Source organism: Solimonas soli DSM 21787, from assembly GCF_000474945.1.
Lineage (GTDB): Bacteria > Pseudomonadota > Gammaproteobacteria > Nevskiales > Nevskiaceae > Solimonas > Solimonas soli.
Genome location: NZ_AXDW01000001.1, coordinates 224,586 through 243,698 on the forward strand (window position 1 = coordinate 224,586; position 19,113 = coordinate 243,698).

General features: G+C 69.2%; 21 protein-coding genes. 3 read left to right on the forward strand and 18 right to left on the reverse strand.

Annotated elements, in window-relative coordinates; genetic code table 11:
- Window positions 1-2 precede the first annotated feature (2 nt).
- From K344_RS0101055 to K344_RS0101065, 3 genes are read right to left on the reverse strand one after another with little or no spacing between them, the layout of a single operon-like run.
- Window positions 3-854 (reverse strand): FAS1-like dehydratase domain-containing protein, encoded by an 852-nt coding sequence (locus tag K344_RS0101055; protein WP_028079117.1) that lies wholly within the window; start codon window positions 852-854, stop codon window positions 3-5.
- A 17-nt stretch (window positions 855-871) separates the two neighbouring features.
- Complete coding sequence (locus K344_RS0101060) at window positions 872-1,681, reverse strand: enoyl-CoA hydratase (protein ID WP_028079118.1); 810 nt, start codon at window positions 1,679-1,681, stop codon at window positions 872-874.
- A gap of 57 nt (window positions 1,682-1,738) precedes the next feature.
- Window positions 1,739-2,707: a MaoC/PaaZ C-terminal domain-containing protein gene (locus K344_RS0101065; protein WP_245586061.1), complete on the reverse strand. Its 969-nt coding sequence runs from the start codon at window positions 2,705-2,707 to the stop codon at window positions 1,739-1,741.
- 113 nt (window positions 2,708-2,820) lie between these two features.
- Here K344_RS0101065 and K344_RS0101070 point away from each other — a divergent pair, with 113 nt between their 5' ends.
- The 3 genes from K344_RS0101070 to K344_RS19555 are packed head-to-tail and all read left to right on the forward strand — an operon-like array spanning window position 2,821 to window position 4,752.
- The gene (locus K344_RS0101070; RefSeq protein ID WP_028079120.1) at window positions 2,821-4,071 is read left to right on the forward strand and encodes a cytochrome P450; all 1,251 of its coding nucleotides are present in this window, start codon (window positions 2,821-2,823) and stop codon (window positions 4,069-4,071) included.
- 11 nt (window positions 4,072-4,082) lie between these two features.
- Window positions 4,083-4,247, forward strand: a complete 165-nt coding sequence (locus K344_RS0101075) for a rubredoxin (RefSeq protein WP_028079121.1) — start codon at window positions 4,083-4,085, stop codon at window positions 4,245-4,247.
- Window positions 4,248-4,284: 37 nt separating this feature from the next.
- Entirely contained in the window at window positions 4,285-4,752 is a 468-nt protein-coding gene (locus K344_RS19555; RefSeq protein WP_051361745.1) for a nuclear transport factor 2 family protein, read from the forward strand.
- A gap of 31 nt (window positions 4,753-4,783) precedes the next feature.
- On the opposite strand, the gene K344_RS0101085 is transcribed toward K344_RS19555, so the two are convergent.
- The 15 genes from K344_RS0101085 to K344_RS0101155 all read right to left on the reverse strand — a co-directional run bounded on the left by K344_RS0101085 (window position 4,784) and on the right by K344_RS0101155 (window position 18,923).
- Window positions 4,784-5,545, reverse strand: coding sequence for an SDR family NAD(P)-dependent oxidoreductase (locus tag K344_RS0101085; RefSeq protein ID WP_028079122.1), 762 nt, complete (start codon window positions 5,543-5,545; stop codon window positions 4,784-4,786).
- A 32-nt stretch (window positions 5,546-5,577) separates the two neighbouring features.
- Window positions 5,578-6,369 (reverse strand): enoyl-CoA hydratase/isomerase family protein, encoded by a 792-nt coding sequence (locus K344_RS0101090; RefSeq protein WP_028079123.1) that lies wholly within the window; start codon window positions 6,367-6,369, stop codon window positions 5,578-5,580.
- Window positions 6,370-6,376: 7 nt separating this feature from the next.
- Window positions 6,377-7,171 carry an enoyl-CoA hydratase/isomerase family protein gene (locus K344_RS0101095; protein WP_028079124.1) on the reverse strand — a complete coding sequence of 265 codons (795 nt, stop codon included), beginning with the start codon at window positions 7,169-7,171 and terminating at the stop codon, window positions 6,377-6,379.
- A 31-nt stretch (window positions 7,172-7,202) separates the two neighbouring features.
- Window positions 7,203-8,357, reverse strand: coding sequence for a thiolase family protein (locus K344_RS0101100; RefSeq protein WP_028079125.1), 1,155 nt, complete (start codon window positions 8,355-8,357; stop codon window positions 7,203-7,205).
- A gap of 24 nt (window positions 8,358-8,381) precedes the next feature.
- Window positions 8,382-9,197, reverse strand: a complete 816-nt coding sequence (locus K344_RS0101105; RefSeq protein WP_028079126.1) for an SDR family NAD(P)-dependent oxidoreductase — start codon at window positions 9,195-9,197, stop codon at window positions 8,382-8,384.
- A 69-nt stretch (window positions 9,198-9,266) separates the two neighbouring features.
- On the reverse strand, window positions 9,267-9,743 hold the full coding sequence (locus tag K344_RS0101110) for a MaoC family dehydratase (RefSeq protein ID WP_028079127.1): 477 nt from the start codon (window positions 9,741-9,743) through the stop codon (window positions 9,267-9,269).
- A gap of 3 nt (window positions 9,744-9,746) precedes the next feature.
- The gene (locus tag K344_RS0101115; RefSeq protein WP_028079128.1) at window positions 9,747-10,931 is read right to left on the reverse strand and encodes an acetyl-CoA C-acyltransferase; all 1,185 of its coding nucleotides are present in this window, start codon (window positions 10,929-10,931) and stop codon (window positions 9,747-9,749) included.
- 15 nt (window positions 10,932-10,946) lie between these two features.
- A complete protein-coding gene (locus tag K344_RS0101120) occupies window positions 10,947-11,828 on the reverse strand; it encodes an SDR family NAD(P)-dependent oxidoreductase (RefSeq protein ID WP_028079129.1) in 882 nt (293 codons plus the stop codon).
- A gap of 100 nt (window positions 11,829-11,928) precedes the next feature.
- Entirely contained in the window at window positions 11,929-12,993 is a 1,065-nt protein-coding gene (locus tag K344_RS19560) for an acyl-CoA dehydrogenase family protein (protein WP_051361746.1), read from the reverse strand.
- Complete coding sequence (locus tag K344_RS0101130; RefSeq protein WP_028079130.1) at window positions 12,990-14,150, reverse strand: acyl-CoA dehydrogenase family protein; 1,161 nt, start codon at window positions 14,148-14,150, stop codon at window positions 12,990-12,992. Before K344_RS0101130 ends, K344_RS19560 begins: the two co-directional genes overlap by 4 nt.
- A 2-nt stretch (window positions 14,151-14,152) precedes the next feature.
- On the reverse strand, window positions 14,153-15,382 hold the full coding sequence (locus K344_RS0101135) for a CaiB/BaiF CoA transferase family protein (protein ID WP_043113437.1): 1,230 nt from the start codon (window positions 15,380-15,382) through the stop codon (window positions 14,153-14,155).
- A 16-nt stretch (window positions 15,383-15,398) separates the two neighbouring features.
- Window positions 15,399-16,598 carry an acyl-CoA dehydrogenase family protein gene (locus tag K344_RS0101140; protein ID WP_028079132.1) on the reverse strand — a complete coding sequence of 400 codons (1,200 nt, stop codon included), beginning with the start codon at window positions 16,596-16,598 and terminating at the stop codon, window positions 15,399-15,401.
- On the reverse strand, window positions 16,591-17,688 hold the full coding sequence (locus tag K344_RS0101145; RefSeq protein ID WP_028079133.1) for an acyl-CoA dehydrogenase family protein: 1,098 nt from the start codon (window positions 17,686-17,688) through the stop codon (window positions 16,591-16,593). The genes K344_RS0101140 and K344_RS0101145 overlap by 8 nt, the downstream gene beginning before the upstream one ends.
- A gap of 10 nt (window positions 17,689-17,698) precedes the next feature.
- Window positions 17,699-18,475 carry an SDR family NAD(P)-dependent oxidoreductase gene (locus tag K344_RS0101150; protein ID WP_028079134.1) on the reverse strand — a complete coding sequence of 259 codons (777 nt, stop codon included), beginning with the start codon at window positions 18,473-18,475 and terminating at the stop codon, window positions 17,699-17,701.
- A gap of 79 nt (window positions 18,476-18,554) precedes the next feature.
- Window positions 18,555-18,923 carry a Zn-ribbon domain-containing OB-fold protein gene (locus K344_RS0101155; protein ID WP_028079135.1) on the reverse strand — a complete coding sequence of 123 codons (369 nt, stop codon included), beginning with the start codon at window positions 18,921-18,923 and terminating at the stop codon, window positions 18,555-18,557.
- Between the last annotated feature and the right edge of the window lie 190 nt (window positions 18,924-19,113).

A 19,113-nucleotide genomic window follows, 5' to 3' on the forward strand; every position in this document is an offset into this window, starting at 1 on the left:
GGTCAGCTGCTCTGTATTTGTGCGTAGCCGTTGTTCATCACCACGCCGTCGCGTTCGACGGCCTTCACGCGGAAGGCGAGGCGGCCTTCGCCGAGCTGCCAGATCTCGGTGCGCAGGGTCTCGCCGGTGAACACCGGGCCGGTGTAGCGCAGCCCGAGCTGCGTCAGGCGCGCCGCGTCGCCGCCGCAGGCGCCGAGGATCAGCGCGCGCCCGGCCAGCCCGAACGCGCAGACGCCGCGCAGCATCGACTGCGCCGCGCCGCCGCCGGCGTTGCGGGCGGCATCGAAGATGGCGGGCAGCTTGTAGGGCGCGTCGTCGTCGCGCGGCGTGGGCAGGTCGATCACCGCGTCGGGCGCGCGCTCCGGCGGCGGCGGGCTGGGCTTGGGCGCTTCGCCGGTGGCGCCGCCCTGGCCGCCGTTGCCGCGCAGGAACATCGTCACCTTGACCGTGGCGACGTGCTCGCCGGCGGCGTCGGTCAGGCGCGCGCTTTCGTACATCAGCGCGCCCTTGCCGGCGCCCTTGTCGTAGATCTCGTCCACCGCGAACTGCGCGGTGATGCGGCCCTGCGGCGGCAGCGGCCGATGCAGCGTCACCGCTTCCTCGGCATGCAGCATGCGCGTCCAGTCGATGCCAGTCCCGGGCTCGTTGGTCCACAGCGCGCCGGCGCTGCCCAGGATCACCGCCATCATCGGCAGCGCTTTGTCGCCGTCGATGTAAGGCCTCTCGATGGCCGCATACGCCGGCGCCAGGCCGGCGCCGATGGCATGCGCGAACGCGGCGCAGGCGGCGCGATCGTAGTCTTCGCTGCAGGGCGCGATCGGCCAGTGCTTGACGGTGTGATAGTCGAACGGCATGGCGGTGGCGTCGCGGCTCAGGACTTGAAGCCGGCGTTCTTCTTGGCCGCTTCGATCGACCGGGCCATGCCGGCCGCGACCACGTCCTTCCATTCCTGCGTGGACGTGCTCAGCAGATGCGTGTCGAAATGCGCGGCCAGCGAATTGCGGAAGCCCTGCATGTCGGCCGTGCGATTGAGCGAGCGCTTGATCATGCGCATGGCCACCGGAGGCGCCAGCGCGATGTGCTGCGCGAGCTTCATGGTGAAATCCTCGAGCTCGGCGCGCGGCACCACGTGGTTGATCATGCCCCACTCCTTGCCCTCGGCCGCGGTGAGCTTCTGGCCGGTGAACAGGAACTCCTTGGCCTTGCGCGTGCCCAGCACCCAGGGATGCACCAGCACTTCCACCGCGGCGGCGGCGAGGCTGTGCACCACCGGATCGGAAAACAGCGCGTCTTCGCTGGCCACCATGAGATCGCACATGTTGGCGACCATGAAGCCGCCCGCGATGCAGGCGCCCTGCACCTGCGCGATGGTGGGCTTGGGGAAATCCCAGATGCGCAGCGCGTTGCCGTAGTAGTGCTCGATTTCCCAGAGCCAGTGCTGCTCGGGCGTGAAGCTGCCGCGCGTGGCCATGCCGTCGGTGAGGTCGTGGCCGGCGGAGAAATGCTTGCCCTTGCTGCCGAGGATCAGCACGCGGATGGCGTCATCGTTCTTGGCGCGTTCCAGCGCGTGGTCGAGCTCGCCGAGCAACTGCTCGGTCTCGGCGTTGCCCTTGTCCGGACGGTTGTGGCAAACCCGCACCACGCCGCCGAAGACCTCATAGCTGATCTGCTCGTATTCCATGGTCGGGTCAGCCCTGCTGGCCTGCTGCAAGAGCAAGCGGGATGGACGGCGAAGACTTCATGCGTCGAACTCGGCGTAGCCGTTGCTGAGCGCGATCACGTCGCGCTCCACTATGCGCATGCGGAAGGCGGCAGCGCCCGTATCCAGCGTCCAGACTTCCAGCGCGAGCGTCTCGCCGGGATAGATCAGGTCCGTGAAGCGCACGTTCAGTGCGCGCAGCCGCTCCGGCCGGTTGCCGCAGAGCAGGCCGATGATGCCGCGCCCGGCCATGCCGTAGGCGCACAGACCATGCAGGATCGGCTGACGGAAGCCGGCTTCGGCCGCGGCGGCGGGATCCACGTGCATCGGATTGTCGTCGCCCGAAAGCCGGTACAGCGCGGCCTGCTCGGGGCGCGTGGTGAGCACGAGCCTGAAATCGGGATCACGATCCGCGGGCAGGACCTGCGGCCGTGGCGCGCCGGTGGCCGGGCCGCCGAAACCGCCCTGGCCGCGAATGAAGGCCGACAGTGCAACGGTGGCGTAGAGGCTGTCGTCGGCGGCGTCGTGGATGCCCACGGAATAGAACAGCACCGCGCCCTTGCCCGGGCCCTTGTCGTAGATCTCGTCGACCTTGGCGCGGCCGACGATGCGGCCCGCGGCCGGCAGCGGCTTGTGGATTCTCAGGAACTGCTCGCCGTGCACGACGGTGCGCCAGTCGATGCCGGTGCCGGGCGCGCGCATCCACATGGGATCGGCGCCGAGCACGGTGGCCATGGTCGGCAGCGCGCGCAGCTCGGGGCCGTAGATGTACTGCAGCTCGCCCGCGCTCACGTCGGAGGGCTGGCCGGCACCCACGCCCAGGGCGTAGATCATCGTGTCCCGCGCAGTGAACACCTGCTCGATCGGCGCGATCGACCAGTTCTTCAGGGTTTCATAGACCAGCGGCACGACTTCTCCTCGCAACGGTTTCAGAGTCGTTTCCTCTCGCCCCGCTTCTGTTCGAGCGGGTGGCACAACCTGTTCGCCAATATCGCTCTGCTCATCCAAAACTGTCAAGTAGTTAGTTTTTTATTTGTCGATCACGCAGGCGATTGCACGATCGTGCAACGGCTTCTATCATGCGTCGCTGAATGATCGTCAGCCGCCCAGCGAGGCCCGTCATGGCACTGTCCAATCGCATCGCCGATTTCGACGACGCGGCGTTTGATCCCTTTGCGACTTTCGAGTCGGCGACGCAGTCGCACTCGGGCGAAGATCCGTATCGGCGGCTCGCGGAAATGCGCCGGCAAGGATCGGTGTTCGAGCTCGATTACCGTGAGTTGCTGGGCTCGCCGCCGGACCTGACCATGGCCGGCCTGCCCAAGTACATGGTGCTCGGCGCGGCCGATATCCAGCACGTGCTGGAGACGCCGCAGCTGTTCTCCAACACCATCTTCGAGCGCAACGTCGGCCTGTGCTTCGGCCGCAGCCTCACGGTCATGGACGCGCCCGAGCACACCCGCTACCGCCGGCTGTTCCAGAAGGCCTTCATGCCCAACGTGGTGGCCAAATGGGGCGATACGCTGGTCGATCCGGTGGTGCACGGACTCATCGAGAACTTCAGGGCCAAAGGTCGCGCCGACCTCGTGCGCGAGTTCACCCAGCACTACCCGTTCCAGATCATCTACCGCCAGCTGGATCTGCCGCAGGACGACATCGCGGTGTTCCACAAGCTGGCCGTGGGCCTGACCTGCATCGTGGTCGACGTGGCGCACGGCGTGGAGGCTTCGCAGAAGCTCGGCGCCTACTACGCGCTGCTGCTGGAAGAACGCCGCAACGGCGGCGGCAGCGACCTGGTGAGCACGCTGGCGCAGGCCGAGATCGATGGCGAACGCCTGCCCGACGAGGTGCTGGTGTCGTTCCTGCGCCAGCTGATCAACGCCGCCGGCGACACCACCTATCGCGCCACCAGTTCGCTGCTCGTCGGCCTGCTGAGCAATCCCGAGCAGCTCGACGCGGTGCGCCGCGACCGCGCCCTCATTCCTGCCGCGATCGAGGAAGCGCTGCGCTGGGAACCGCCGGTGACGGTATGCCCGCGGCTGACGATGCAGCCGGTGGTCCTGGACGGCGTGGAGATTCCGGCGGGCGCCGAGATCGACGCCATGACCGGCGCCTACAATCGCGATCCGGGCCGCTACGACGAGCCCGACCGCTTCGATATCGGCCGCAGGCCGCAGCGCCACATGGGTTTCGCCTATGGCCAGCACGTCTGCATCGGCCAGCACCTGGCGCGCGTCGAGATGACGCGCGCGCTCAACGCGCTGCTGGATCATCTGCCCAACCTGCGCCTCGACCCGGACCACCCGCCGCCGCAGGTGCTGGGCGTGAACATGCGCGTGCCGCCCGCGGTGCACGTGCGCTTCGATACCTGAGGCCACTGCCAATGAAGACCTGGCAATGCCTGACCTGCGGCTTCATCTACGACGAGGCTCTGGGCCTGCCGCAGGAGGGCATCGCGCCGGGCACGCGCTGGGAGGACGTGCCGGCGGGCTGGCGATGTCCCGACTGCGGCGCGGGCAAGGCGGATTTCGAGATGGTGGAGCTGTAAGCAACGCACAGGCAGACAGGTACCAGGAGATCCCCGCATGCTCAGGCTTCAGGAAATATCCGACCGCCTCGAAATCCAGCAGCTGATGACCGACTACGCCAGCGCCATCGACCGCCGGCAGTTCGACGAGCTGGACCGGGTCTTCACGCCCGATGCCTATATCGACTACCGCGCCATGGGCGGCATCGACGGGCGCTTTCCGCAGGTCAAGGCCTGGCTGAGCCAGGTACTGCCGGCGGTGTTCGCCTCCTACCAGCACATGAACGGCAACCTGTCGATCCGCTTCGATGGCGATGGCGCCACCTCGCGCATGATCTGCTTCAACCCCATGGTGATCGAAGTGCCGGGCAAGGGCCGCCGGACGCTGTTCGTCGGGCTCTGGTACGAGGACGTGCTGCTGCGCACCGCGGACGGCTGGCGCATCAGCGAACGCCGTGAGCAGAAGTGCTTCGACCACAACCTGCCCGAAGGCTTCGGCGCGCCGCAGATCGACGTCGCGGGCTGACCGCTGCCCGCGACGTCTTGCGATCACGCGATCAGCGTGCCGCCATGCGCAGCGCGGCGTCCAGGCGGATGGTCTCGCCGTTGAGGTAGACGCTCTCGACGATGTTGAGCGCCTGCTTCGCGTATTCCTCGGCGCGCCCGAGCCGCTGCGGGAACGGCACCGTCACCGCGAGGCTCGCGCGCACGTTCTCGGGCAGGCCGGCCATCATCGGCGTCTCGAACAGGCCCGGCGCGATGGTGCAGACGCGGATGCCCGATGCGGCGAATTCGCGCGCGGCCTGGATGGTCAGCGCGATCACGCCGCCCTTGGACGAGGCATAGCTCGCCTGGCCGATCTGGCCTTCGTAGCCCGCCACCGACGCGGTGTTGACGATCACGCCGCGCTCGCCGTCCGCCAGCGGATCGAGCTTCATCATGTCGGCCGCCGCCAGGCGCAGCGTGTTGAACGTGCCCACCAGGTTCACCTCGATGCCCTTGCGGAACTCGTCGAGCGGCATCGGCCCGTTCTTGCCCACGATCTTGGCCGCGGGCGCGATGCCCGCGGTGTTGACCAGGATGCGCGCGGCGCCATGCGCCTGGCGCGCGGCGGCCACGGCGGCCTCGGCGCTGTCCGAACTCGTGACGTTGCACTGCGCCGCGAAGCCGCCGATCTCGGCGGCCACGGCCTGGGCCAGCTCGATGTTGAAGTCCAGGACCGAAACCTTGGCACCGGCCCTGGCCAAGGCGCGCGCCGTGGCCGCGCCGAGCCCGGACGCGCCGCCGACGACGAGGGCCGCAACTCCCTTGATATCCATGTGCTGCTCCCGCTTCGATGGTTGACTGCGGGCTAGCGCCCTTCGAACACCGGCTTGCGCTTGCCGAAGAAGGCTTCCAGCGCTTCGCGGAAATCGGCGCTGCCGGCATTGGCCGCGAACTGCGCGGCCTCCGCGTCCAGCTGTTGACGAAGCTCGCGGCCGCCGCTGTCGCGCAGCAGGCGCTTGATGCTGCGCAGCGCCAGCGGCGCGGACTCGGCCAGCCGGCGCGCCAGCTTGCGCGTCTCGTCCTCCAGCGCGGCCAGCGGCACCACGCGATTGACCAGGCCCAGGCGCAGCGCCTCGGCGGCATCGAGGTTGTCGCTGAGCATGATGATCTCCATGGCCTTGCGCAGGCCCACCAGGCGCGGCAGCGTCCACGACGCCGAGCAGTCCGGCGAGTTGCCGACCCTGGCGTAGGCCATGTTGAGCACCACGTTGTCGGCCGCGATGGCGAGGTCCGCGGCCAGCGCCACGCTCATGCCGGCGCCGGCCACCGCGCCGTGCAGGCTCGCCAGCACCGGCTGCGGCGCCGCGGCCAGGCCTTCGACCGCGGCGTGGATGGGCCCGATGAGTTCGCGCGCCGCATCCGGCGCGTTCTCGCCTGCCGCGCGGAAGAACGCGAGGTCGCCGCCCGCGATGAAGGCGCGGCCCGCGGCGGTGAGCAGGATCACGCGCGTGGCCGGGTCGGCCGAGGCCGCGGCCACCGCGTCGCGAAACGCGACGGCGGTCGCCACGTCGACGGCGTTGAGCACCTCGGGACGGTTGAAGCGGATCTCGGCGATGCCGTCGGCGATGGTGAGCAGAACCGGCGCGGAGCTCGTCATGGCTCGCTCACTCGTGCGTGAACCTGGGCTTGCGCTTCTCGCGGAAGGCGTTGATCGCCTCCTGATGGTCCTTGGTCTGGCCGGCGATCATCTCGTAGGCCATGCCCGCGTCCATCATGCTGTGCGCCAGCTGGCGCAGGCCGATGTTGACCGTGGCCTTGGTCCAGCGCAGCGACTGCACCGGCATCTTCAGCAGGCGCTGCACGTAGGCGTCGACCGCGGCGTCGAGCTGGTCGGCCGGCAGCGAGGCATGGATCAGGCCCATCTGCACCGCGTCCGGCGCCTTGATCAGGTCGCCCGTGAACATGTAGTGCTTGGCGCGCGCGTAGCCGATGAACTGCGGCAGCATGAGGCCGCCGCCGTCGCCCGCGATCAGGCCCACGTTGTTGTGCGGATCGCCGAAGCGCGCGGTGTCCACCGCGAACACCACGTCGCTGAACAGCGCCAGCGTGGTGCCCAGGCCGATGGCGTCGCCGTTGACCTTGCAGATGATCGGCTTGTCGCAGTCGAGCAGGCTGAAGGCGATGCGCTTGGCTTCGCGGATGGTGCGGTGCATGAGCTTGGGCTCGTCGCGCAGCTTCTGCATGTATTCCAGGTCGCCGCCGGCGGTGAAGGCGCGGCCGGCGCCGGTGATCACGATGATCTCGCTGTCGTCGTCCTCGGCCGCGTCGGTGAACAGGCGCGACATTTCGCGATGCCCGGCCTCGCTGAAGGCGTTGAGCTTCTCGGGATTGTTGAGCGTGATGTTGAGCACCTTGCCGGCGCGCTCGACCTTGAAGAACGTGTAGTGCGAGAAATCCATGATGGATGCTTCCTAGATGAGATGAGGCAGCTCAGAGGGTTGCGGCGGTGCCGAGGATCATGGTGGCTTCGCTGGACAGCACGCCGCCGTTGGCGTGCGCGAGTGCGAGTTCGGCGCCGGCCACCTGGCGCGCGCCGCCCTGGCCGCGCAGCTGCACGCAGGCTTCCACCATCGTGAACAGGCCGTACATGCCCGGATGGCAGCACGACAGGCCGCCGCCGTTGGTGTTCACCGGCAGCTCGCCGCCCGGCGCGATGCGGCCTTCGGAGACGAAGCGCCCGCCTTCGCCCTTGGGGCAGAAACCCAGGTCCTCGAGGAACAGGATGGTGTTGATGGTGAACGCGTCGTAGAGCTCGACCACGTCGATGTCGGCCGGCTTCACGCCTGCGAGCGCGAACGCGCGCCTGCCCGATTCGAGCGCCGGCGTGACCGTGAGATCGGCCATCTGATCGATGCTCGCATGCTCCACCGCGGCCGCCGCGCCGAGGATGTACACCGGGTCCGCGCGCAGGTGCCGGGCGCGATCCGCACGCGTGATCACCACGGCGGCCGCGCCGTCGGTGATCAGGCAGCAGTCGCGCGCACTCAAGGGGTCGGACACCATGCGCGCCTTCACGCATTCCTCCACCGTGAGTTCGCCCTTGCCGTACATGAAGGCTTCGGGGTTGAGGTTGGCCCAGCGGCGCGCGGCCACCGCCACTTCCGCGAGCTGCTCGCGCGTGGTGCCGTACTGGTGCATGTGGCGCGCGGTGGCCAGCGCATACGACGACAGCGGGTTCATCGGCTTGTACGGCGTCTCGAACGGCGAGCTCTTGCGCAGCGTGACCAGGCCGCCCGCGCTGCGCTGGTTGCTGCCGTACATGATGAGCGCACAGTCGATGTAGCCCGCGTCGAGCATCAGCGAGGCGACGATGGCATGGCTCAGGAACGCCGAGCCGCCCGTGCGATTGCAGTCGGTGTAGCGCGGACGGATGCCCAGGTATTCGGCCGCGGCCAGGCCACCCAGCGCGTCGTCGGGCAGCGCCACGAACAGCGCATCGACGTCGGGCAGCGTGAGATGGGCGTCGGCCAGCGCGCGCGCGGCCGCCTTGGCGGCCATGTCGAGCGGACGATGCCCCGGGCACTCGCCCATGCCGTAGGTGGCGGCGCCGACGATGGCGGCGCGGCCGCGCGGGAAGGTTTCCATTTGCTTGGATTCCGGTGCGCGCGATCAGGCCGCGGCGTGCGCGGCCGCGGCCTGTTCCATGTAGTCCTTGAGGTCGGCGTGCATGGGGTTGTGCATCAGCAAGCCGCCGTCGATGCCGTAGACCTGGCCGGTGATGTAGGCCGCCTCGCCCGAGGCCAGGAAGGTCACCAGCGCGGCGATGTCCTCGGGCTTGCCGAACTCGAGCAGCGTGTGGCGCTTGAGGATCTCCATCATGCCGGGCGGCGAGCCTTCGAGCGCCGGCGTCATCACCAGGCCGGGCGCCACCGCATTGCAGCGCACGCCCTGGTGCGCGTACTGCGCGGCCACATACTTGGTCAGCGTGTAGATCGCGCCCTTGGACACGCCGTAGGCGATGCGCACCAGGTCGCCGCGCGCGCCCGCGCCCGATGCGGTGTTGACGATGGAACCGCCGCCGCTCCTGATGATGTGCGGGATCGCGTACTTGCAGCCCAGCAGGTAGCCGCGCAGGTTGACCTGCATCACGCGGTCCCAGATCGCGATGTCGATGTCCACCGCGGTGGTGTCGCCCATCTGGATCGGCGCCGACACATCGGCCGCGTTGTTGTGCAGCACGTCGAGGCGGCCGAAATGCTGGACCGTGGCCTCGACCATCTTCTCGATCGAGCTGGCCTCGGCGGCATCGAACTGCACCGCGAAGCCGGCCGGGCCCAACTCCTTCGCCAGCACTTCGGCGCGATCGCCGGAAACGTCGGCCACGGCCACCTTGCCGCCCTCGGCCACGATGCGGCGACACACCGCCGCGCCGATGCCGGATGCACCGCCGGTGACGATCGCCACCTTGTTCTCGAATCTGTTCATGCTGTTTCCTCCGTTGACTGCGGTTTCAGGCACGCGCCTGCGCAAAATGTGTTTCGTGTCCGGCCAAGCTCAAGCCTGCGGCCGCCGCTTGATCATGCGCAGCGGCCGGTATTCGAGCACCGGCGTGCCGTCCTGCTTGATCACGCGGTTGCGGGTACGCACCAGGCCGCGTTCCGGGCGGGTTTCCGATGCGCGGGCCTCGATCACTTCGCTCTCGACATGGATCGTGTCGCCGACGAAAGTCGGCGCGCGCACCTCGAACTCCATGCTGAGGAATGCCAGTCCCGTCGTCTGGAACGTGGCCTGCATCAGCAGGCCCTCGGCGAAGGAAAACACCAGGGCGCCCGGAACCAGGCGGCCGGCATAACCGGCTTCCTTGTGCACGTGCTCGACATTGGTGAACAGCACCTCGGTCATGCCGGTGACGCCGATGAAGCCGACCAGATCGGCCTCGGTCACGGTGCGGCCCAGCGTCCTGAAGCGACGGCCGAGCGGCAGGTCCTCGAAACGGAAGCCCAGGCCGACGGTTTCGATATCGTCACTCATCGTTCAGTAGACCTCGAACAGGCCGGCCGCGCCCATGCCGCCGCCGACGCACATCGTCACCACCACGTATTTCGCGCCGCGGCGACGGCCCTCGATCAGCGCGTGGCCGGTGAGCCGCGAGCCGGTCATGCCGAACGGATGGCCCAGCGCGATGGCGCCGCCGTTGACGTTGAGCAGATCGGGATCGATGCCCAGCGTGTCGCGGCAGTACAGCGCCTGGCAGGCGAAGGCCTCGTTGAGCTCCCACAGGCCGATGTCGCCGATCTTCAGTCCGTGCCTGGCCAGCAGCCTGGGGACGGCGAACACCGGGCCGATGCCCATCTCCTCGGGCGGATTGCCCACCACCATCATCCCGCGGTAGGCGCCCAGCGGCGTGAGGCCGCGGCGCGAGGCCAGGCTGGCTTCCATCAGCACGCAGGCCGAGGCACCGTCCGACAGCTGGCTGGCGTTGCCGGCGGTGACCGTGCCGCCGTCCTTGATCACCGGCTCCAGCGCGGCGAGCTTGTCGAGCGTGGTCTCGCGCGGGCCTTCGTCGCGCGTGAGCGTCACTTCCTGGTAGCTCACGGCCCTGGTGGCCTTGTCGACGATCTGCATGGTCGCGGTGATCGGCACGATTTCGTCGTCGAAGCGCCCGGCCTTCTGCGCGGCCGCGGTGCGCTGCTGCGAGACCAGCGAGAACGCATCGGCGGCCTCGCGCGAGATGCCGTACTTCTTGGCCACGAACTCGGCCGTCTGCAGCATCGGCAGGTAGGCATGCTGCGATTGCGCGATCACGTTCTCGTCCTTGTCGCGGATCGCCCACTCCAGGTAGGGCTGCGACAGCGCGCTCACGTTCTCCGAGCCGCCGGCGACGACCACGTCCATGCCGTCGACCATGATCTGCTTGGCGCCGGTGGCGATGGCCATGAGCCCCGAGGAACACTGGCGGTCGATGGTCTGGCCCGAGGCGCTCTCGCCCAGGCCCGCGGCCAGCGCGGCCGCGCGCGCCAGGTTGCGGCCCGCGGTGCCGGCGGTGAGCGCGGCGCCGATCAGCACGTCTTCCACTTCGGCGCCTTCGATGCCCGCGCGCGCCACCGCGTGGCGGATGGCGTGCGCCGTCAGCGTGGGCGACTTGATGTGGTTGAGCGCACCGCGGTTGGCACGGCCGATGGGCGTGCGCGCGGTGGAGACGATGACGGCTTCACGCATGGGAGGCTCGCGGATTCAGACGATGGCGGAGGCGTGCGGAATGCGCGGCTCGCCCAGGTACTGGCGATAGCTGGGCGGCTCGACGCCGCCCACGTCCTTGATGCCGTATTCCCGCGCGAGCTCGGCGACGATGAAGGTGTGGCCGGAGCGTTCCATGAGCTTGGGGTCCAGGTAGTGCGCGGCCAGCACGTGGCCGCCGAACTCGGGCGACTCGGTGATCTTGAAGCTGCCCGCCGCGCCCGCGTCGTAGCCTTCGGGCATGCTCGCGGTCACCAGCGCGTGGCGTTCGGTGGCCACCGCGCCGAACCAGTACGACACCGCGGCCACGCCGTAGTCGCGCAGGTCCACCGCCATGTCGGCCGCGAACTTGTCGTGCCCGGCTTTCTGCGCGCCGTAGATCGGCCCGTGGATGTAGGACACCGAGCCGTAGGTGGAGGTATTGCAGATCAGTCCGCGGCGCTGCGCCACCATGAGCTTGGCGGCGTGCCAGCTGGCGATGAACGAGGAGCGCAGGCCGACGTCGAGCAGGCGCACGGTGTCGAGCGACTTCTCCCAGAAGCCGCCGTGGGCGAAGATCTCGTTGTTGATGTAGGCCGCGTTGTTCACGAGGATGTCGAGGCGCCCGTTCTGCTCCTTGGCCACGCGCTCGAACAGGCTGGCGATCTGCTCGTCGCTGCCGAAATCGCAGGTCACGCCGATGCCCTTGCCGCCCGCCGCGGTGACCTGTTCGGCGGCTTCGGCCACCGATCCGGGGAACTCGCTCTGTCCCGCACTGGCCGTGCGTCCGGTCACGTAGACGGTGGCGCCGTGCGCGCCCAATGCCACGGCCATGCCGCGGCCGACACCGCGGCTGCTGCCGCTGACGACGGCGACGACGCCCTTGAGGTCCTGGGTCATGCTGTGCTCCTCGATGCTGTTTCTGGATAGCGGCTGCGATGGATGGCTGTACTGGGCGCAAGACGCGCTGCGAACTGCTGCAAGCGAAGGACCCCGGCCTTCACGGCGCACTCGCCGTGATGCCGGTCCACAGCGCGGCGCCGCCCGCGGCCAGCGCCTGGCGGCCGAGGCGCTCGGCCCACCAGCCCTCGCTGCCGGCCTCGTCGCGCCACTGCCAGAGCCGGCGCGTGTGGTAATGCAGCCGGTGTTCGTCGGTGATGCCGATGGCGCCGAACACCTGGTGCGCGATGGCCGCGCCGCGCGTGGCCGATGCACCCGCGCGGATCTTGGCGACCGCCGCGCCGCGCTCGGCCGCGGCCGCGTCGCCGCCGTCGAGCTGGCGTGCGGCGTAAACGGCCGCCACCTGCGCGGCGGCGGTGAGTTCGGCGAGCTCCGCGATCTGGTGCTGGATCGCCTGGAACTTGCCGATGGTCCTGCCGAACTGGCTGCGCGTGTTGGCGTAGTCGACGGCGAGCGCCAGCGTCTGCGACAGGCCGCCGGCCAGCTGCAGCGCGCGCAGCACGGCCAGCGGCGCCAGCAGGCCGGTGTCGCCGAGCACGGCGGGCGCGGCGACCGCGTGCAGCGGCTTGGCGCCGCGCAGCCGCAGGCGCGCGGCGGGCAGGCGATCGAGCGTTTTCTGAGGCTCGAGTTCGGCGTCGCGCGCCGACAGCAGCACGAGCTGCCGCGCGCCGGCGCCCTGCGCGATGGCGACGACGGCCTCGGCCTGCGGCGCCCAGGACACCAGCGCGTCCTCGCCGCTCACGCGGCCTTCGGCGTCCAGGCTCAACGGGCCGCCGGCGACCGCGAGCGGCGCGGCCGGCGCTTCGATGCCGGCAGCGCCGAGCGCCCAGGCCGCGAGCATGGTTTCGCCCAGCGGCACCGGCGGCAGATGCGAGCCCAGCAGCTGCAGCAGGCCGGCGGCCTGCGCCCACGACAGGCCCGCGCCCCCGACGGCTTCGGGCGCCAGCGCGGCAATCACGCCGATGTCGCCGATCCCGCTCCACAGCGCGCCGTCGAAGCTGCCCTGCTCCGCGGCCACCAGCGCTTCGCGCGTGACGGTCTTGGCGAACAGCCTGGCCAGCTGCTCGCCCAGCAGGCCGGCGATGTCGTCGTTGTCGGTACTCATCGCAGCCCCAGCCCGCGCGCGATGATGCCGCGCATGATTTCGCGCGTGCCGCCGCGCAGCGAGTAGGTGGGCACGCTCTGCACCAGGTAGGCCTGCAGTTCGGACAGTGTGTCGCCCTCGGTCAGCACCGGCGCGTGGTCGGTGATCTCGCGCACCAGCTCGGGCAGGCGCTGTTCGAAGGTCGTGCCCAGGTCCTTGGTCAGCGCGGCTTCCTGCGCGGGCGTGGTGCCGGCCGCGAGCTGGCCCAGGATCGACAGCGACATCTCGCGCAGCGTGACCACGTCGGCCAGCGCCTCGCCGAGGCGGCGCGCCGACAGGCGATCCGCGCGGCCGGCGGCGTTCACGGCGTCGATGCTCAGCGGCAGCAGCGGGAACGAGCTCAGGTAGCGATCGGGCCCGCTGCGCTCGAAGGCGAGCTCGGCATTGGCCTGCGCCCAGCCCTCGTTCTCGCGGCCCACCAGCGATTCGTCGGGCACGAACACGTCGTCGAACACGATCTCGTTGAAATGCGCTTCGCCGGTGAGATCGACGATGGGCCGGATCTCCAGGCCCGAGGACTGCAGGTCGATCAGGTACTGCGACAGGCCCTTGTGCTTGTCGGCTTCGGCGGTGCCCTGCGAGCGGAACAGGCCGATCATGAAATCGCAGTTCTTGGCGTAGGTCGTCCAGATCTTGCGGCCGTTGAGCCTCCAGCCGCCGTCGACGCGCGTGGCGCGCGAACGCAGCGAAGCCAGGTCCGAACCCGCGCCCGGCTCCGACAGGCCGATGCAGAACGCGGCTTCGCCCGAGGCGATCTTCGGCAGGAAGCGCCGCTTCTGCGCCTCGCTGCCGATGCGCAGCAGCAGCGGGCCGCTCTGGCGATCGCCCACCCAGTGCGCGCCCACGGGCGCGCCGGCCGCGAGCATCTCCTCGACCACCACGTAGCGCTCCAGCGCCGAGCGCTCGTGGCCGCCGTAGGCCTTGGGCCAGGTCATGCCGATCCAGCCGCGCCGGCCGACTTCGCGGCTGAAGGCGCGGTCGAAGCCGGTCCACGAATGGCCGATGTCCCAGCCGCTCCAGCCCTGCGAGGCCTCGCCCAGGAAGGCGCGCACCTCGCGGCGCAGGCCGTCGAGCTCGCGCGGGATTCCGAACGCCGGATAGTGGAAAGACGTGCTCATGTTCAGATGACGTTGGCAGCGCGCAGCTGTTGCAGGCGCTCGGCGCCCAGGCCCAGCCATTCTTCGAGCACGGCGTCGGTGTGCTCGCCCACCAGCGGCGGCGCCATGCGATAGGTCACCGGCGACTCGGAGAATCGCATCGGGCTGGCGGCGGTCCTGACCTTGCCCATCACCGGATGCTGCAGCTCCACGACGATGCCGCGCGCCTGCACCTGCGGGTCCTGCTCGACGGCGGCCATGTCGTTGATCGGACCGCAGGACACCGTGCCCTCGTTGAGCAGCTTGACCCACTCGGCCTTGGTCCTGCCGCGCAGCGCCTCGGCCACCAGGCTCTTGAGCAGCGCACGGTTGGCGACGCGCGCGCCGTTCTTGGCGAAGCGCGGATCCTCGGCCCACTCCGCGTGCCCGAGCAGCCTGGCCAGGCGCGCGAACTCGCGATCGTTGAAGGTGGCGATGAGGATGTAGCCGTCCTCGACTTCATAGACGCCGTAGGGCGCGGCGCTGGGATGATCGTTGCCGGTGCGGCCCAAGTGCGTGCCGGCGTTGAACCAGGCCGAGAAGGTGTTGAGCATGGCGCCCAGCTGCGCTTCGAACAGCGACACGTCGATGTGCTGGCCCAAGCCGCTGACGTGGCGGCGGTTGAGCGCGGCCAGCACGCCGATGGCCGCATACAGGCCGGCGCAGATGTCGGAGATCGGCACGCCCACGCGCATCGGCCCGGCGCCGGGCTCGCCGTCGCGCGGACCCGTCACCGACATCACGCCGGCCATGGCCTGCACCAGGTAGTCGTAGCCCGAGCGCGTCGAGTAAGGGCCGGTCTGGCCGAAGCCGCTGATCGAGCAATAGATCAGCCGCGGGTTGATCTGCCTGAGGTCCTCGTAGCCCAGGCCATACTTGTCGAGCGTGTGCGGACGATAGTTCTCCAGCAGCACGTCGGCCTTGAGCGCGAGCTCGCGCAGCAGCTGCGCGCCTTCGGGCTTGGCGTAGTCCACCGTGATCGAACGCTTGTTGCGGTTGACCGACTGCGCGTAGGTGGACTCGCCGGTGTCGGCGCCGCTCTGGTCCTTCATCCACGGCGGGCCCACGCGGCGGCAGTCGTCGCCTTCGCCCTGGCGCTCGATCTTGATCACCTCGGCGCCGAGATCGCCGAGGATCTGCCCCGCATACGGACCCGCGATCACGCGCGTCATGTCGAGGACGCGGATGCCGTCTAGCGCTCCGGCTGAAAACATGTCGATGCTCTCCGTTCTAATTCTTGATCTGGCTCTTGGCCGCGGCTTCGGCGGGCAGGCCGAGCACGGTCTTGGCGAGGATGTCGCGCTGGATTTCGTTGGCGCCGGCGAAGATGGTCACCGGCCGCGCCATCATCAGCTGCCAGTGCAGGTCGGTGAGTGCGCCGCCGATGCGCGTGTCACCGACGATGCCGCCGCTCTCGGCCGCCACTTCCTGGTTGAACTCGGTCAGGCGATGCAGCAGCTCGGAGGCATAGACCTTGAGCATCGACACTTCGGGGCCCGGCTTGCCGCCGTCGGCGACGGCGTCGCAGATCTCGGCATAGAGCAGGCGGTAGTCGTGCAGGTCGGCCGCGAGCTGGGCGAGGCGATCGGTGACGCCGGCGTCGCCGGACAGGCCCAGTTCGCGCACCAGCGTGTGCGCCAGTTCCAGCGCCTTGCCGGCCAGCGCGGGGCTGCCGATCCAGATGCGCTCGTAGCCCAGCAGCGCCTTGGCCACGGTCCAGCCCTGGTCGATCTCGCCCACCAGCTGCGAGGCCGGCACGCGCACCTTGTCGAAGAAGACTTCGCAGAATTCGTCTTCGCCGGCGAGGTTCACGATGGGCCGCACGGTGATGCCGGGTGATTGGAGGTCGATCAGCAGGAAGCTGATGCCCTGCTGCTTTTTGGCGAACTTGCCGGTGCGCACCAGCGTGAAGATGTGCGTGGAGTCGGTGGCGTGGGTGGTCCAGATCTTCTGGCCGTTGACCACGAACTCGTCACCCTCGCGCACCGCGCTCGTGCGCAGGCTGGCGAGGTCGGACCCCGCGCCGGGCTCGGAATAGCCCTGGCACCAGACGTCTTCGCAGGACAGGATGCGCGGCAGGTAGTGCGCCTTCTGCGCCTCGCTGCCGCACTGGATCAGCGTGGGGCCGAGCTGGGTTTCGCCGAGGTCGATGATGCGCGCGACGCCGGCATGCTCCAGCTCCTCGTGATAGATGAGCTGCTTGCGGAAGCTCAGGCCCATGCCGCCGTATTCGCGCGGCCAGGCGGGCGCGCGCCAGCCGGCCTCCTGCACGCGCCGCAGCCAGGCCACCGCGGCGTCGCCGCGCAGGCGCCGGAACGGGCGATGCGAATCCTGCCGGAGTTCGGCCGGATAGTTGGCCGCGAGCCAGGCGCGGAAACGCTCGCGGAACTGATCGTCGGACAGCAGATCGAGGTTGCCCGGCTCAGACATGCTCGGCCTCCGCCGTGATGGCCATGAAGCGACGGCGATGCTGCGGCGGCGTGCCCAGCCAGGCGTAGGCCTGCAGCTGCGCGCGCACGTACAGGCCGATGTCGGCCTCCTCGGTGAAACCCATGGCGCCATGCATCTGGATGGCCTCGCGGCCGATGCGCTGCGCGGTGTCGGCGCAGCGCGCCTTGGCCGCGCTGATCGCGGCGCCCGCGTCTTCGCCGCCCTCGTAGGCACGCAGCGCGTTGCGCCAGCTGGCGCCCGCGAGCTGCACGGCGATGTAGAGGTCCACGCAGCGATGATGGATGACCTGGAACGAACCGATCGCGCGGCCGAACTGCACGCGGCCTTTCACGTAATCGAGGGTGCGGTCGAGCATGCCGCTGGACAGGCCTTCGAGCTGCGCGGACAGCGCCACGCGGCCCGCATCGAGCGCGCGCCGCAGCGCCATCTTGGCGCTGTTGCCCGACAGCAGCGGCGCGCCGAACAGGATCGGCGCGTGATCGAAATGCACGGTGCTGACCGTGCCCAGGCCGGCCGCGAAATCCTCGCGCGCGACGCCAGCCGCATCGGCGGCGACGGCGACGATCGCCAGGCCGGCTGCCTCCTGCACGCTCACCAGCAGCACGCCGCCGTCTTCCACCGCGGGCACGAAGAGCTTGCTGCCGCTCACGCGGCCGTCCTGCAGCCGCGCGCGCGGCGCATCGGCGTCGAGCTGGTCGCGCGCCTCCTGCCAGGCCAGCGTGATCAGCCGGTCGCCGCCCTGCAGCGCGGCCGCGAGTTCGCTGGCGCCCGGGGTGCCCGCGAACGACAGCAGCACGGCCGGCATCACCGACGCGGCTACGTAAGGCGCAGGGAATGCGCTGCGGCCGAACTGCCCGGCCAGCACCGTGGATTCGCGCAGGCCCATGCCGCTGCCGCCGAGCGATTCGGGCAGCTCCAGCCCCAGCCAGCCGAGCTCGCCCATCTCGCGCCAGAGCGCGCGGTCCACGCGCTGCGGCTTGCCGATGCCGCCCTTGAGGCGCGACAGCTGGTGGCGGCCTTCGAGGAAGTCCGCCGCGCTGTCGCGCAGCATTGCCGAAATGTCGTCCATCGTCAGTGCATCAGATGGCGATGGTGTAGCCGCCGTTGACCGACAGCACCTGCCCGGTCACATACGAAGCCGCTTGCGAGAGCAGGAACGCCACCGGCTTGGACACCTCTTCCGGCGAGGCCCAGCGGCCCAGCGGAATCTGCGCCAGGTAGTTGTCCTTGAAGCGCTCGTCGGTGCGCACGGTTTCGGTCATGGCGGTCTCGACCACGCCGAAGCACACCGCATTGGCGCGGATGTTGTGCTTGGCCCATTCGCGCGCCACCGTCATGGTCATGCCGAACATGGCCGATTTGGCCGCGGCGTAGTTGATCTGGCCCAGGCTGCCGCGGCGGCCGGCATCCGATGAAATGAACACGAAGCTGCCGGGATCCTTGTCGCCGGCCTTGGCGCGCTCCAGCATGTGGCGGCCCACGGCCTGGGTGAAGTGGAACGAGCCGTTGACGTGCACGTCCATCACCAGGTTGAAGTTGGCCACCGACATCTTCTCGATCAGCGCGGGGCGGCCGATGCCGGCGTTGTTGACCAGACCATGGACGGCACCGTAGGTGGCGACGGCCTGGCTCACCGCCTTCTCGGCCACGGCCGGGTCGGCGACGCTGCCGTCCACGGCCAGGAAGCGGCCCTGCGGCAGCGCGGCCCGGGCTTCTTCCAGCGTTTGGGCGTTCATGTCGACGCCGACGGCATTGCCGCCGAGTTCGATCACCAGCTTGCTGATGGCCAGGCCGATGCCCTGCCCCGCGCCCGTGACGATGATCGTGCGCCCTTCCAGCGACATGGGGTTGCTCATGCTGTTTCCTTGTTCGAAGACGTTTTGGGTTTCGGCGGCGCGACGCGGCGGACGTGCCTTGGAATCATCTCGTGCGGCATCACGCGGGATCGAACACCACGTAGGCGAGGTCGGCCTCCTGCACGATACGCGCCTTCACCGGCATGTCGATGCGGACCTCGCCAGGGTCGATGCCTTCGACGCGCGTCATCAGGCGCGGCCCTTCTTCGAGTTGCACCAGCGCCACGTTGTGCGAAGGCGTGGGTGGTTTGGCGCGCACTACGGTGGTGGAATACACCAGGCCGCGGCCGCTGGCCTCCACCCATTCCAGATCCTCGCTGCCGGTACCCGGCGCGATGGCACGCGGGTAGAACACGTAGCGCCCGCTGGACGCGCTGCGCTGGATCATGAAGCGACCCTGCCTGAGAAAGGCCTGGTACTCGTTTTCGGGAAGTAGTGTCGCGCTCATATCGTCTCTTTGCTGCCTCGTGGATGGCACGGCGGATGATCACCGAAGGCGGCGCGGGTTCCTCGTCCCGCATCTAATAACTGACATACTATCACTTATAGCGCGGCCATGGCCAAGCTCGCGCATCGGCCTGCGGCCGGACACGGCGACATCGAATCAGCGACGACCGTCGGCACAACGGTGCTTGCCA